The organism is Halopenitus sp. H-Gu1 (assembly GCF_041821145.1).
GTDB lineage: Archaea > Halobacteriota > Halobacteria > Halobacteriales > Haloferacaceae > Halopenitus.
The window spans coordinates 1-15,674 of sequence record NZ_JBGUBC010000036.1 but is presented as its reverse complement, the minus strand read 5'-3'; the positions used below and the strand labels follow the sequence as shown (position 1 = coordinate 15,674).

Here is a 15,674-nt window from a genome sequence, read left to right as displayed (position 1 = left end):
CTATCACGAGAGCGAGAACTTAAAAGGGGTCGGCGGGAAATATAACACCATGCCCACCTTCGAGTTATCCCTGTCCGATGACGTGTACTCCGAGTTCCAACAGCTCGCAGAACAGGAGTTCGTGAGTGAAGAGCAGGCGGCCGAGGAGCTCATCTCCTCGGGGATCGAGGCGTACAACGTCAGCATCGTCGACGAGGAGCCTCGCGACGAGATGATGGAGAGCGCGGAGAACAACATGTTCGATACCGCAGAGGATCCCGGCAGCATCGAAGACGACCGGCTGTAACGCTCCCGTCCACCGTCGAACGCTATGCGGTTCGTCGCCACGACGTCGCCCCCTCGAGTCGTGAGAGTGCCGACTGTGCCTCCGCCTGCAACGCCTCGTAGAATCGTTCCCTTCCCACCGGAGTGCGAACGCGTACGACGACGGTCTCGCTCGTCACCCGAAAAACCGACAGATTCCACGAACTGCCGGTGTGTCTCCAGATACCCTGCAGTGTCGTCTCATCGTCGTCGACGACGCGCGATCCCCACTCCCAGCGCAACCGACTCGGCTGAACGAACTCGAACGGCAGGAGTCCCGAACCGTCGCCGTGATCCTCGCCGTCATGCTGGGGGTCATGGGTAGTCATACCACGTGGAACGTCGCTGTCGAGTAAAAACGTGACCATTCCCGATCGGATCGCCGTCGGTGGATCGTCCGATACGGCGGGGTGACGGTCGACGATCGGAACGCCGAGAATCGATCACCGAGCGAGCCGAACGGTCGGCTCCTCGTCCTCGCTCGTGGTGACGATTCCGTCGAACAGCTGTTTGAGCGTGTTCATCGTCTGATCGTCGTGTGCCGTCGAGTCGATACAGAACAGCCCAAGTCCGTCGACGCTTTGTACGCGGCCGGTGAACACGTGCAGAAACCGGAAGACGGTTTGGAGTTCCGCATACATCAATAGCGTCGACAACGAGTGGACCATGATCCGGTTGCGTTCGATCCCTCGATCGGAGTAGAATGCCTCCAGGAATTCCGAGAGCTTGATACCGATTCCGGTCATGTCGACCGGCGAGGAGGCATACTTGATCCGGTCGTCGTCGCGGATATCGTCGACACCCTGCTGGCGGGAGACACAATCGACGACGGCTACCGGCTCGTCCTCGTAGTCGAGGCGCTTTCCGTAATCGCTCAGGATACGGTCGGCACTGTCCTTCGTCGTCACGATGATCGAGGAATCGCCGTTGCGAGTTCCTTCAGCGAGGATATCGAGTGCGAGGGTTCGCTTTCCGGTGAGTGCGGGGCCGCTCAACAGGAGATTCGTTCCCGGATCCACCTCGGCGTCGAGGTGTGGACGGAGGTCATACATCTGTTGGCTCCGCACCTCCCGCTTCGAGCCACGGGCGTGCGATCGATCGGCGCACCGTCCATCCGGGTGTCATCGGGTGTCAGTAGGATGTGTCGTACGGATAATATTCTTTTTGATCACCGACGGACGAATCCGCTTGCCGTCGGTTGAGACATCCCGCGAATGAAACTCATCAGACCATTGTGGCACGGCCGAGGATAAACGCCACCACTGCAAGCAGCATCCCCGCCTTCAAACGACGCTGTGCACTCGCCGGGTCGCGAAGCGATCGGATGGCCGCAGCGAGCATCACGAGATCGGCTGGTACGATGACGAGGAGATAGACGGTTCCGAAACTCCCGGCAAGGTAGGGGAGCGCGCTCGCGGCAACCGCAACGATCAGGATCCCGATCCCGATCGACGTCGCCGCCCGCTCGCCGATCGCGATCGGGAGCGTGTTGAGCCCCTCCTCGCGATCGCCGGCGACGTCCTCGACGTCCTTTATGATCTCCCGAGTGATCGTCGCGATCGCCGCAAGCACGAAGAGGACGCCCGCTCCGAGCGGTGCCCCAACCGCTGCGCCACCGAAGAGGAACGTCGATCCGGTGAGAAATCCGACGACGACGTTTCCCACGCCGGGCAGTCCTTTGAACACCTTCGTGTATGCAAGCAGCAATGACAGATTGAAAACGGCGATCGCGATGGCCACAAACGGGAGGATGATCGCGAACCCGATCGCGCCACAGAGGAGGAGGACCCCGAAGGCGAGTGCGCCTCGTTCCGAGATCGCTCCACGGGGGATCGGTCGATCGGGACGGTTTATCCGGTCGATTTCGCGATCGAAGTAATCGTTGATGGCGTTTCCGGCTCCCGTCGCGAGGATAGTCGCACACACTGCGGCGACGACAGCAAATGCGTCTCCGGCGAACACCTCGCCGCCAGCGACGTACGCGCCGGTGAACGTGAGTACGCCCGCAGAGACCGAGTTGAGTGGGCGCGTCAACTCGAGCGCTCCCTGGACGGTCCGGCGTATCGACATACGTCACCACGAGGCTGCGAATCCCTAAAAGGGATGGCGGTTCTCGACCCGCGATCCGAATCGCGGGACTTAAACACTCGACCGAACTACCCCCAAAGCGAGGGCGCTTAGCTCAGTTTGGACAGAGTGCTTGGCTTCGGACCAAGTTGCCGCGGGTTCAAATCCTGCAGCGCCCATTCGTTTTTCGAACGGATTACATTCGCAAGACGGCGGTACATCGTTTATAAATGCGCCGTCGTTCGCGCGCTTGATTTCATTCGATTATCGAACGGGGGTCCCTGCTGTCCTGCGATTCGCCAGGATTTACTGGACAGCCCAGGGACATAAATCTCGGTTCTGACCTCGTGTGCGCGCCACAAATGGCTCGGCAACCTTGTGGAAGTACCACTTTGAGAATGTTTTATGCAACGTAGAATCTCCACCGGCTCGCGAGTCAACTACTCTTCAGCTTCTGGAAGCGCTTCGTCTTGGTACCCAGCATCCAAGAGGAACTGTCTCACATGGCTCGCTTCTTCGTCTGTCAGCGATTGCTCTTCGAATAAGGTCTCTATCACCTCTCCCGCGTTTTCGCACAGGAATACTTCTTGCTCAAATGGCTCCTTCTGAAGTTGATCACGTCGTTCATCAACCAGAATAGGCTGCATACCGCCCCCGTGGACGTAGCGATAGAGGGTTAGTGAGCGGACAATACGGTCCTCGACAAGGAAACTACTTTGCTCTCGTTTCGGCGCGGTTACGATCTCGCGTGATTCGAAACCTTCAGCGAGTCGCTGAAAGTCCCGGAACTCAGCAGGTACTGGTCCATCAATAGGATGAGTAACAATCCCAGGCCAGGTGAAGCCATAGACACGCTCAAAGAAGTTGACGACATTGCTGTCTTCCGACTCAAACACGAGGAGCAAATCACCGATCTGTAGTTCTGTTTCTTCCATCCGGATATGGGACGAATATGGATAGGCATCCCCTTCATCAAGAACGTCAATCTCTGGCTTGGACATGTGGCCCTCCAGCATCCCTGGGTTCAAAGAACATCTCGTTTGCCAGTAAGTGGTAGTGCGACTTCTTCATCCAATGGGGGTGCTGAAATCGCGTCGGCTGTAGAAAGTGGGGTATCAAGCCGTCCGGAATTGCCGAATCCGGGCTATTGTTTATACAGAGTGGGCTGAAACGCATCAATAATTGATGTCCCCCGAAGAGAAAGTCCGCAACCCAGGACACGTTGATGGAGAGCTCGCAGAGTTTCACGCGGCGGCGGATTTGGTTGACCACAATTGCCGGGTATCCTATACCCATGGGTTGTACAAGTACGACCTCATCGCAGACAAGCAAGATGAACTAATTCGCGTTCAGGTGAAGAAGGCTAGCCAAGATGCGGACAAAGAGTGGAAATATTCCATTCCGACAGAAGGCTATTCTGACGATGAAATCGACCTGTTTGCGGGGTATGCTCCTGAACCAGACAAAGTATTCTACGTTCTCCCTGAGGAGATCGGATCGGAGTTCCGCGTGCTAGACAAAACAGGGGAAAATATGAACGAACACAACCGTGACCTCGCGAAATTGATTGACGACTACAGCTTTGAACGGGCGTTCCAGAAATTGACTGATAAGTGAACTTGCGGACAGGCTGCATGTGCTACCCAATCTGGCGAGAGACACCACACCTACTGAACAAAGTCTCATCCTCAGATTCGGGCAGATCATGCTACCGCCAACTGTTATCGAAACGGGTCAAGTCCAGGATGGAAGCCTCTCAAAATTGCTTGTCAAAATTTATCAATACAGAACGAGACGCTGGTTAGACAACCCTCAACATGGCTGAATCAGTCCCCGTTTCCCGCCGCCTTACTGATCTTTGTCGGAATGAACACGTTGAGCTTCTCAATGGACTAAACAACAAAACCGCGTGGAGTAAAGAAGCCGATCTGGGATATGGAAACCAGGTTGTCTCTGTCGCACACGATGACCGAACAGTTCTTGAGCTTGTACAGAACGCACGGGACGCGATTATTGATGGCGATGGGGACGGGCATGTTTCGGTAATCGTCGGGCCAGAATCTTTGATGGTCGCCAACACGGGCAGTCCCTTTCGACTGGATGACGAAGATGTCTTTAGTGCCGTAACGTCACTTGGACGCTCGGCCAAAGCACAGGATCGTGGCTCGATTGGCGAGAAGGGCGTCGGTCTCAAGTCGATTCTCCAGTTGAGTGAGCAGTTCAGCATTTACTCCCAGGTGGATAACCACCATCTCTCGGCACACTTCTCACGAGCTCGCGCTGCTCGTATGGTGCTCGCGATGTACGACGATCTCCTTGACGAGCCGAGATTCACAGGGCAGTTGCAAGATGGTAGCAATAATTCACTCCTTGAGGAGTATAGGTCGCTCGCAGATGAGGTAGGGGCTGATGCATACCCTGAGTACCTCGATGTCGATCAGATACGCGCGCAACTACTCGAAGAGGAACAGGAGCCACCGAGTCCCGCTTCCATTTTAGGTGATCTTCCTCGGCTTTCGTTGTTCCGCTATCCGTTCCCAGATGGGGCACCGAATAGGGACTCACCATTACGCTCGAACCTAATCAAGGGGGCTGACTCAGCTCTTTCATCCTCGAATCGGCTTGGAGACGATCTCCAGTCGTGGCTGGGTGCAGAGGAAAACACGTTCACTACGGTCATTGAACTGGATTACGTAGACAACGAATGGCGAACTCTCCTTGACCGCGTCGACAGCGGGCTTGACGGCATCAACACTGAGGCGCTCTCGACATTTCGTAATAACCGCTCGTCAGCCACTACGGATCAAGATGAGTTCGCTAAGCAGCGACAGGAAGCGCTCTGGGAGGAGTGTACTAGTATTTCGCCAGAAACGCTGATTCTCCTTGGCCAAATCGATCAACTGGACCTCGTTCGGGTTACTCGTGACGAAAGCGGGACCCTTCAGATGGACGACTACCGCAAAATTACGGTTGAATCTGGGGACACGACGAAGCTTCCGGACACTCCAGCCGTCAGCCACCGACCGGTGACGTACACAAAGGTCGAGTCTAGAAATGAAGATCCCAGCACGTACACTCGCGAGTTTCGGCAGTACACTCGGACGTACAGCAACCTTAGCGATAGCGATGAGCAGGAGGAAACCGAGAACGATATTCACCTGCTGATTGAAAGGCCGCAGCTGGATGCAGAATGGCATCCGACGTCCAAGCCGCTGTTCCTGTTCTACCCGATTGAAGAGGTCGAGACGCCGTTTCCGTTCGCTGTCCACGCGCCGTTCCGAGTCGATTTCGACCGTCAGTCACTTGCTGAGGCCGATCAGAACCAGCGAATTCTTGAGAAGCTCCCTGCACTCATCGCAGAAGCGGCGACTGATCTCGCGACAAGTAAATGCCCAGAAACAGGGTCTACGATGTCGTTCGCCAAGTGGATGCCCTGGCTGATGACGCCAGTCGCGCCAGTGAATTTGGACGATAAGACAAGCCCGATTGGCGATGCCATCGAGAAAACATTCAACCGACTACGGAATAAGCCGATAGTTCCGACTGACACGGGCGAGTTACAGAAACCGTCAGAAACGCTTGTCGATCCACAGCGGCTGCTCGCGTTTGAGGCCCTTCGTGAGCGAGCCCTAAATCCACCCCTCCCTGCGGCTGGTGCCATTGAGTCAGGACAGGCGTGGCGTAACGCCGTCGTCGCTGACCCCGAGGAATTCGGCGAGTGGACAGCCTATATCGGCCTCACTGAGGTTCTCGACAGACCACGCGACAACGAGGGAAGACGCGGAAGCATCGACCTCCTTTGTGAACACTGGGAAGCTTCCGATGTATCGGCGAATGATTGGGCGATAAGTGTGAACGACTCAAAGTACGCAGAACAGTATTTCGGGGCTGTCCACGGTATCCTTCAATCGGCGTCAGAGGGTGACGAACTCGACCTAAGTGACGGAACGGCTGCGAAGGAAGCCGCGAAGAAGCTTGGAAACGAAAAAGTACCATTACTACCCGCCGAGGCACATCAGAAAGGTAGCAGCTCGGAAACAACGTCAGTAACGCATCTTGTCCGGGCCCGGTCTCGCAGCACAACTGGCGACGGTGGGGCTTCACGAAGCGAGCGAATCGTCTTCCGGCGTGCCGCCAGCAGTGGTGACTCAGATCGTTCCAGCATCGGCAATCTGCCGACCCCCCCGGATGAACTCCCAGTCTTCGTCATACCGTTCCGGACTAACTGGTCGGGTGCATTAGAGGGTTACAACAGAGACTGGGGGACACGAAGTCTCGAGAGTCCAACCGCCTTCTATCGTCGGGTTGCTGCCGAGGCTGGTGGGTTCTCTGGAGACCCACGATCAAACGCTGAGGTCATCAAGTACATCGCCGACCTCTACTGGACTGTTACCGGTAACCGGGTGGCGGAGTCGCTTCGGCCCAAGCCACACCACCACCATCGGTACGAAGATGTAGAAGAGACGATCAGAGGAGCGAAGACTCATACAGCACCTACGGACTACGACGACTTCCTTGAGCGACGATACACTCAACGAGTGCAACTACCGGTAGCCCCCGCCGGTTGCGATGGGGGCGAATTGACAACACTTCCGGCTGAGACACTCACATTTGGCCCGGAGTGGGCTGCTGAGTTCGTGGATGCCGCTGAGATCCTTGAGTCTGTTAGGACCGAACGGTACCCGTTCGATGGTGACGAGTCGCGTGAGGAAACGAGAGCTGAGGCCTTTCGTCGATGGAGTGCGTCCATCGAACTCGCTTCCGAGGCGAGATGTGATGCAAGTCACGAGGTAGCCCCGCCGAATCACGATTATTGGAATGAAGTCTTCGGCGATGACGATACTGGTGACCCTCTCGACCGCGTCCGTCGTCTTGATACCCTAATTCACTTCGGCGTACAGGTTGGCCCCAGGATTGAATGGAAATGGTCGCTCCCCCAACAGGCCCAAAGAAATCGGACTGTGGGAGCAATCACAGCTTCTGAGGCCGAGTCCCTCTCCTGTGGAGAGACTCCAGACAGTGGAAAATTCTCTCCTCCAGCGACGCTTTTAGAGAGGTATCAGGATGTTGTCTGGCGCTCGGATAATGATCCGGCGTTCAGCGCTAGCCATTCCAAAGAATGCCGCAAGAAGTGGCTGGACCCGAATATCGACGAGTGGGCTGGTAGATACGGCGGTGCATTAATTCCGACTTGGTGGTTCTTCCCAGACTTCCCAGAGGCCGAAGAGGATGCGGAGCATCGCTACCGCGACGCTGCGCTGCTGATATGGCCCGAAATGAATGACGCCATAACCGAGTCGGCTTGGATCTGTAGCAGCCAGCATCAGTTCAAGTCTCCACGAGCCGAAATACCATCCCTGGGCGTTGTACAGCTGGCCAACCGAAAACTGTGGCCCGCGGAGAGTACATCCGGGGACGACTCTGCGGACGATCGACTTGTGATTCGCGAGGGTGCGTACTTTCAGGCACGGCGACTCCTCCTAGATGAAAGAGATACTCCACGCGGCGCTGCACAGTACCTCCCACGGGTAGACATCAACGCGCTGGAGAAGCGACTCAACCGTGCGACTGACAGTGCTGAATCAATTGAGGTAGACGTCTCCTCGGCGCTCCAGTCACTCGGAATCAATCGGTTGGATAATCTGACTCCACCGATGGCAGCCGAACGTCTTGGCTGGTTCCTCTCACAGTTTACTGTCGCTGATTCCAGTGGTACCAGTCGTATGGTCGAAGTGAAGAGTAGTTGGTCCGCCCGATCGATGTCAGTCCCTGTTAACGGGCTAATGAGGCAACTCGTCGCCGATGAGGCACTTTCTCGAAGGTTTGAAGAACGAGAGCCCAAGCGACAGTGGATCCGACGCGACCTCTACAACCTGGGCGCCCTAGTTCCCATTACGGAGGGAGATACCTCGAAGTTACTGTACATTGGAGCGGATTCGCCACCTGGGACAGAACCCGATACCGTCGTGTTCACCGAGGCGCTCTCGAAGTTCGCTCGCGCCCGGTTAGTCAACGACCGACAGTCATTCGTCGAGCGACCAGCTGAACCAGCCGAGATAGCGTACGTGCTCGGAAACAGAGATAGTGCTGGCGAGTTCGGTATTCGTCTTCGTAACGATCCCCCGGCACCCCGTGCGGTTCGTGGCGCGGCAACGACATTAGGCGACGACCAACTTGAGAGCCTCCGCTCCCGACTCCAGGAGCGTCACGAATTCCTGTTAGCAGCCTGCCTCGAGAATACAGCAGGAATCGACTTAGAGGAGACCAACAGAAAACTAACAGCAGTGTTCGAGAACCCGATTGGCATCGTTCAACGGGAAGGTGTCGATAGTCGACGTAACTCCGCGGAATGGGAGGTATCTGACGGCTCTAGTGGACCACGAATAGCACTGTTCTCTGACTCGCTGGACCGCTCTCAGAGCGACGATGAGGACGGGTCTGAGAAGATCCCGGCATACTTAGCCGCTGACGGACTCGTACAGGTGATTGACCAGTACGACCTTCGAGATACCTTCGAGGCTATCCTGTTCAAGGACGCGACCGCTCTTGAGAGTGAGTACCGTGGCACCCTTCGCGACGTTCGACGAGACATCGCCGAGTTACGTACTCGACGGCTAGAGCGGGCACATGAGAACCTTTGCTCTCTTGCGACGTTGATTGCAGACGGTGCCGCCGTATCACCACCAGGGGATTTCGACGTCGACCAGAGAACTACGCTTGCGGCGGTACGCACGGCCGTTAACAGCTGGAATCTGGAAGGTGCTGAAGAATCAACTGGGGCGGGGACCGAACTGGCCAGCTCCGACAACCCACTCCTACGTTCTTGGATTGGCGAGTTGACTGATAGCTGTGGGCTCTCGCGTGAAACCGCTACGATTTGCCTTCTTGCAGCAGCCACAGAAGACCACGAGGTACGACTGCAAGCCATCCTTCAACTCGATAGCACCGGCGTCCTGGATGTCAGCGCGCTCAGTGACGCAGGCCAGCAATGGCGGAACCTTGATGTCTGGCCGGATAACGGAGACACGCGTTCAGTGGAAGTCTACGTCAAGGAAGCCGAACAGATTCAACGCTTCTTTGAGCACCTCGCCGAGCACGAGGACGAAGGAGAAGACGGTATTCATCGGGCGATAAGTGAAGCTTCGTCCAACCACAAACCTCCAAGTCCTCTAACGACGGGGGCGGAATTCGTCCCAACATCGGGGGCTCTTGCGGCTGACCTCAGTGATCGTCGTCTTATCGAATTTGCGTACATAGATCGAGAGCCGCCAGCACTTCAGGCGCTTGCCGAAGCGGTTGAGTCGTGGGTGACAAACGAGTGCGACGACCTTCGTAAATCAGATGTCATCTACCATGATCCGGAAGTCGATGAACTGTTTGACTGCCTCTCTGATGCCGCAGGTGAGACCGATGATCCTGAGGGCAACGTAAAGGAAGCTTTCGACAATTTCCAGAACCAGACAGGTAGACAAGCCACCGGTGCAAAGTCCTCACGTACTGACCGAACCGCCGATTGGATCGCGGCCACCGACGACTCCCTTCAAGAAATTTCGAAGAAATTCGTAGAGGCGAGTGCAAGCTCAACGGCAAAAGGGGGCTCACCAGATATTGGTGAATCCTCCAGTGGCGGTTACGACCACGTGAATGCCCAGATCGATGTCCGTGGACGCGATGGCGAGTTGATCTGTTTGGAACGTGCCTGGAGCCGCTTCCGTCATGCACCGATCGAAGTTCGGTCTGATATTTTGCAAGAGGTCCAGAGGTGGCGTTCCTATAACCCCTGGCGACTAGATTCGACAGACGATGTGGCCTCCTCTGCATCAGATCCTGCTCTTGGTATGGTTACCAGTGGTGACGAACTTGTTGGGCTTCTTGCTCGTAATGATCTCGACAGTGGCCGTACTGAACGAGCTGCATTCCATGCCCTGTTCGACACGTCCTCCGAACGGGGCCCCGGTTTCGACCTGATTGACCCGTTCGCGAGGATGCCTGATGATGAGCCTCTGTCGGAGTGGTCAGCCGACTGGATGCGTCGAGTTGAGGCGAAAGCCGTTGCTAGTAATCGCCTTCAGAAGGGGCGAATCAAACTCACCGGTAACGAGCTAAGAATGGCGCTACGTGAGGGACCAGATGGTGAGGGAACCGATGCTCGTCGGTATCTGGTTCGTCTGATTGGTTTTCCGACTGGCTGGCGTGACGAAGAAATCAGCTCGGACGACGTTCAACTGCTGGACATAGAGGACGTCGTTGAGTTCGCTGGGCTTGATCCCGCGGCGACTTCAATCTTAGAGAAGCTTCGAGGTGGGTCGTTCTACGTCACATTCAGCGCGAGCAGATAGCGAGGACTGGCTAACTTCGAAATACTACGGCTTCCCGGACTAATTCGGGCTCGAAGCCTTGTTTCGGTTCTCGAGGAACTGCTCACACCAACTTGGAAGTTCCTCGAGTTCGCCAGCTTCTGTCACTTCTCCTTCGTCATTGACTCTACCAAATATTCCCTTCCGTCCCCACACGCTAACTACGGGATTGGTTTTTTCTTCAGGACGCATCTGAGCTTGCTTACTGAATCGAGCCTTCTCCTCGGTAGCGTCTCGTAATACAGCTACTATTTGATGGAAGAGAGGATTTCCTGGTGCAAGGTATTGGACAGAGGGGTACTCATCTGCACACTCCGCAGAGAATGTTACTGCCGTATCCCCTTCTCTGGGAGCGATTGCTTGAGCTAGCGTCTGCTCTTCTTCCGTGATCGGGATCTGAACAGAACTCCCATTTGTGGACAGCCGATACGTGCTGTCTTCGAACGCAAATTCGTCCTCGTATTGGCCGTTGGCAGAATCAAGGTCGATGTCTCGACCCGACGTAAACACCAATCCATTTTCGGCTAACGTTTCGTTCTCGACTAGAATCGCCTGTAGGCCCGACACTTCGTACGGGGCGTCATACTCGTAATCGGTATCACCGACATCAACGATGTCTGGGTGACCGTATGACTGCCAGGCATCGAGTTTTGCCTCATCTATAACATCCTGTGCAAGGAGGTCATCGACCGAGTCGAGTGACTCCCCAATATCGACGCGATCGTCCTCCTCCTGGTCTTGGATTTGTTCGGACAGTTGGCGGTCTGCTTCCTCAACGACGTCCTTTCTCTCACCGCGATCTGCGTTCAGCGTGGCGTCTCGAATCTGTTGACTGACGCCCGAGAGGATGGGCTGCATTTCTCCCACGACGTTCTCGAATAGGCCGATTCGGTCGTCGAGGCGGTCGTAGATGTCGGTCTCAACGGTGTCTTCGTAGCTGTAGTTGAGAATCGTGACTTCGTCATACCGTTGGCCAATACGGTCGATTCGCCCGATACGCTGTTCGACCCGCATTGGGTTCCACGGGAGGTCGTAGTTGATGAGGGCCCCGCATTCCTGTAAGTTGAGGCCCTCACTGGCTGAGTCAGTACAAACGAGAATATCGACTTGCCCGTCATCGTCAGCGAACTCTCGCTTTACACGCTCTTTGCCGACGGTCGTCCAGGTTTCGCTGTCGAGATCATACACTTCGCCGCCGCGGCCAGAGTAGGTCGCCACCGTTGCACCGTGAATGGACGTCAAGCTGTTTCGAATGAAGTCCATCGTATCGGTGTACTGCGTGAAGATGATGACCCGATTGTGTCCTTCACGATCCAGTTGCCTGAGGTCGCTGATGAGTTGAGTGATCTTCGGGTCTTCGTCGATACGCTTGAGGTCATTAACAAACGACTCCAGCTCCTCGATCTCCTGTTCGAGTAGATTGATCCCTTGGTCGGTGACGTTCGGGATGATCTCGGCAAGGTCAGCGTCTTCGAGGTCACTACTGACTTCGTCAATCGTATCGAGGTCATCCAGTTCGTACTCAGAGAGGGTTTCCAAGAGGGCCTGGCTGGTGGACTTCCCTTGAGACCGATCTCGATTGGCAGCACGCTGTTTGCCTTTCAGCACTGTTCGTTGGGCCCGGAGTGTTTCGAGGCGGTTTTGGAGACTCTGTGAAATCGCGTAGACGCTGCTTGTGAGGCGCTGTCGGTAGGTAGTCATCACGAAGCCGATGGCCCTCGTCTCGGCCTCGTCGGACTGCTGGGCGAGTTTGTAGAACTTGCTCGTGTATTCGTCGATACGGTCGTAGACGTCTCGCGTTTCGTCTGTCAGTTTGATCTTCCGCTGCGTTGGGTTTCGATCCGGGACTGTCTCATCCAGTAGTCCGACTTTCTCGTATTTGCGCAGGGTGTCACGCGTATTCCGATGGATGAGCGCGTCGACGGGCGTCGATTCAGCGAGGACATCCCGAATGACTCGCCAGCCAGCTTCCGAGAGGTCATCGAGGGCGCGCAGTTGATCATTCCGCGAGTAGGTGAGCCACTCTTCCTCGGCCTTCCAGTCCGGGTAGAGGAGGTACTTGAGCTTCTCGTCCTCGTTGGCTTCGAACGGGTCAACGTCGTACTCCTGGACCGCAGTTTCGAAACGGTCGATGTACCCGTCGTACTGGTCGCCGTAGTCTGAAGCGAGATTGCATGCTTCGAGTACACGCTGTTTGGCGATTCCGCGTGCATGCTGTTCATCGGCGACATCAAGTTTCTCCGCGACAGCGTCGAATACCTTGTCCGAGAGCGCCCGTTCGTTTGGTAGCCGATCCTGGTACCGCTGTTCGTCTAACGTGGCTTGCGCCGACCAGTCCCCTCCTGACGACGCTCCATCGCTCTCAACTTGTTCCTTCAAAGCCTGACTGAGGGCCTGCCGGGTTTCGAAGAACTCGACGAACTGGTCTCTCGTGTCCCACCCGTCTGGGAGGTCAAGCAACGTCATCAGATCGTAGAGTTCGCCGGCGTGCAACTGCATCGGCGTCGCCGTCAACAGATAGTACGTCTGGGTGTGTTCACGGAGCCGCTCGAGGAGTGTATAGAACTTGCTCCCGGAGCGAGCGTTGTGTGCCTCGTCGATGATGACTGCATCCCAGACGCCCTCTCGACTGGATGTGTCACGCCCGCGTGCGCTCGCTGGAACGTCGGCGCGAGAACGTACCTCGCCTTCGTCGCGTGGGGCAACCTGGTCCCAGCGGTCATCAAGCCGGGCGGTATGCCACGACATGATGACGATCGATGGGCTGTCGGTTTGGTCGTCGGACTGTTGGTCATGGAGAAATCGCCAAATCGGACTCTCGGTCCACGCCTTCGACCGCTCGTCGGCGTCGAGGTCGAGGCTGGCAACAGAGGGCGGCGCGTGTTCGCGTCCGAACGCGTCGTGGAAGACGTACTGGTTTCCGCTCCCCCGGTCGAAGCGGTAGGCGTTGATGTTGAACTTCTCCCAAAGCTCCTCTTGCCACTGAATCGTCAGGCTTGCAGGAACGAGGAGGAGGCCGGTTTCCAAGTCGTCTGTCAGCCCAAGCCGAGAGAGGGTCAGGCCAGCTTCGATCGTCTTCCCGAGTCCAACCTCGTCGCACAGGAGGAAACTGTTCGGGTAGGTGTTGACGAGCGTGTCTGAAACGACGCGCTGGTGAGGCCAGGGCGTGATCGTACTTCCCTCTTCAGCAAGAGCCAAGCCCCCGGGTGCGAGCGATCCGTCAGCAATGACGTTCGCTTTGTCGCGTTCTGTCGGTGGTGCTTCGCCGCGCGCGATTTGGATGGCAGTATCGACCTCTGTATCAGAGTCGGGGGCCTTCCAGTGGATGATCTCCTCTTCGATTGCCTCGGGCAGGTCGTAAACTTCGACGTAGGGATGATCGTTGTCCCAGAGCCGGTCGAACGTGTCGACGTCGCCCTCGACGTATTCGCGCTGGCCATCGCGCCACTCGCGATGGACCTTGAACCGCTCATAATTGCGTTCCCAGCCGCCAGCGGTCTCGTTGACACTGCCCTCGAACGACAACGAGTTCCCTTGATCGTCGTGGAAGATACCGACCTTCGGGTGGAAAATACCCCAGTTACCTTGCCTGGGAACAGCGACTTTGATTGTGAGTCGGCCCTCTCGAAGGAGTTGCGCGAGGAGTTGAAGCTGGGCATCAAGTCGTTCGTCGTCGAGCTCATCGAGGTCCTCGCTGAGTTCGTCTGAGAGCGCTTCCAGAACGGGCCGGTCGGTCTCGTAGAGTTCTGCTCCCACGATAAGCCGCATCTGCCCATCGTTTTCCACGAGTGCGTGAACCCCACGGGCAGCAACGGCCAGGGCACTGCTAGAGAAGTAGCCTGCCACTCGGTCGTAGCGAACGCTTCGTTCGAGGGCAGGAACGTAGAATTCGTCAACTAGATGAGAACCGCTTGTCGAGGGCTGGCTCTCGTAAATCGAGTTCCAAGAATACGTCTGAAGGTCAGCCATCTGTGAGCTTACTTGACCATCTCATTCTGGGGCTACTTAATCACTCCAGTCGACCGTGGTCGCAAAACCCACCTATAGAAGAGATTGCCGACGCCGTTGACTGATTTATTGAGGCAAGGTGCGGGTACCAATTGGCGGGATAATACCGCGTGATTTGATACTACACGAGAGAGAAGCGCCTGTATGACCCCCTCGCTTTCAGACGCTGATCGAGAACAACTTGATGAACTTGTCCAGGGACGTAGGATTTTCACGCTGCTTTGCTCTGATGACACCTATAGAACGTGGGATGACAGACATATCGCCGCCTTCGAATCCACGCCAGATGCAGACCAATCTTCATGGAAATTGTTCGGCGAGATGTCTCCCGGAGACATCCTAATTACATATGACCGTAACGGCGACCGAGACTATTTCTATGGCATCGGAAGGGTGGGCGGGTCATTTGATGAATCAGTTCCCCGTGTTGCTGAGGACTTAGACGGCGACGACTACCAGTATCAAATTCCTGCCGACTGGATTACTGTTGAGAATAGCGGCGAACGCTTAGATAAAACAGATGTTCCGTCACTTTCCAACGAGACTGTATCCGAAGTTGCGCCTTCTCGATTTGATGAAATTTTGGCAGGTATCGATCGGGAATTAGGAGAGGACGCACCGTGGTCGCGGTCAGCTGGGGAGTTCTTATCTAAACTACACGGAATTGCCGAGTCCGACCGAATTAGGGAAATTACAATTGCAGCGATGTCTCAGGGTGTCAGCCGAGATGACGATCTCTTAGAGGTGTTGTTGCCTGTCGTTCGTACTTACCTGTTTGAGACAGACACAACAGCGCCAACAAGCGAGCGCCGCTCAACAGCAGTGGAAATCGTTGCTGATGAAGAGGAAGAGGCTCCTCAACAGATCCTAACACAGTGTCAGTACCTCACAAAGCCGGTTAGTTAGAACGTCTGCTTGCTAAGGATGTGCACTCCAAAC

Annotated in this window: 9 protein-coding genes and 1 tRNA gene; 5 read left to right on the top strand and 5 right to left on the bottom strand. The window is 55.9% G+C overall.

Annotation, left to right across the window (positions count from 1 at the left end; all coding sequences use genetic code 11):
- Nucleotides 1–49: 49 nt before the first annotated feature.
- On the top strand, nucleotides 50–286 hold the full coding sequence (locus tag ACERIT_RS15410; RefSeq protein ID WP_373675748.1) for a hypothetical protein: 237 nt from the start codon (nucleotides 50–52) through the stop codon (nucleotides 284–286).
- 22 nt (nucleotides 287–308) lie between these two features.
- Here the strand turns inward: ACERIT_RS15410 and ACERIT_RS15405 are convergent, their stop codons facing one another.
- The 3 genes from ACERIT_RS15405 to ACERIT_RS15395 form a co-directional block, all read right to left on the bottom strand.
- A complete protein-coding gene (locus ACERIT_RS15405) occupies nucleotides 309–632 on the bottom strand; it encodes a hypothetical protein (RefSeq protein WP_373675747.1) in 324 nt (107 codons plus the stop codon).
- A gap of 114 nt (nucleotides 633–746) precedes the next feature.
- On the bottom strand, nucleotides 747–1,355 hold the full coding sequence (locus ACERIT_RS15400) for an RAD55 family ATPase (protein ID WP_373675746.1): 609 nt from the start codon (nucleotides 1,353–1,355) through the stop codon (nucleotides 747–749).
- Nucleotides 1,356–1,527: 172 nt separating this feature from the next.
- Nucleotides 1,528–2,373, bottom strand: a complete 846-nt coding sequence (locus ACERIT_RS15395) for a geranylgeranylglycerol-phosphate geranylgeranyltransferase (RefSeq protein WP_373675745.1) — start codon at nucleotides 2,371–2,373, stop codon at nucleotides 1,528–1,530.
- Between the two features lie 101 nt (nucleotides 2,374–2,474).
- Between ACERIT_RS15395 and ACERIT_RS15390 the strand changes: the two genes are divergently transcribed.
- Nucleotides 2,475–2,549, top strand: a tRNA-Arg gene (locus tag ACERIT_RS15390).
- A gap of 261 nt (nucleotides 2,550–2,810) precedes the next feature.
- Here the strand turns inward: ACERIT_RS15390 and ACERIT_RS15385 are convergent.
- Nucleotides 2,811–3,371 carry a hypothetical protein gene (locus ACERIT_RS15385; RefSeq protein WP_373675744.1) on the bottom strand — a complete coding sequence of 187 codons (561 nt, stop codon included), beginning with the start codon at nucleotides 3,369–3,371 and terminating at the stop codon, nucleotides 2,811–2,813.
- Nucleotides 3,372–3,555: 184 nt separating this feature from the next.
- Between ACERIT_RS15385 and ACERIT_RS15380 the strand changes: the two genes are divergently transcribed.
- Together ACERIT_RS15380 and ACERIT_RS15375 are read left to right on the top strand one after the other, a co-directional pair.
- Nucleotides 3,556–3,987, top strand: coding sequence for a group I intron-associated PD-(D/E)XK endonuclease (locus ACERIT_RS15380; protein WP_373675743.1), 432 nt, complete (start codon nucleotides 3,556–3,558; stop codon nucleotides 3,985–3,987).
- Between the two features lie 200 nt (nucleotides 3,988–4,187).
- On the top strand, nucleotides 4,188–10,709 hold the full coding sequence (locus tag ACERIT_RS15375; RefSeq protein ID WP_373675742.1) for a sacsin N-terminal ATP-binding-like domain-containing protein: 6,522 nt from the start codon (nucleotides 4,188–4,190) through the stop codon (nucleotides 10,707–10,709).
- A gap of 39 nt (nucleotides 10,710–10,748) precedes the next feature.
- Here ACERIT_RS15375 and ACERIT_RS15370 read toward each other — a convergent pair whose 3' ends face one another.
- Nucleotides 10,749–14,696 (bottom strand): helicase-related protein, encoded by a 3,948-nt coding sequence (locus ACERIT_RS15370; RefSeq protein ID WP_373675741.1) that lies wholly within the window; start codon nucleotides 14,694–14,696, stop codon nucleotides 10,749–10,751.
- A gap of 183 nt (nucleotides 14,697–14,879) precedes the next feature.
- Here ACERIT_RS15370 and ACERIT_RS15365 point away from each other — a divergent pair, with 183 nt between their 5' ends.
- A complete protein-coding gene (locus ACERIT_RS15365; RefSeq protein ID WP_373675740.1) occupies nucleotides 14,880–15,641 on the top strand; it encodes a hypothetical protein in 762 nt (253 codons plus the stop codon).
- The last annotated feature ends 33 nt before the right edge of the window (nucleotides 15,642–15,674 follow it).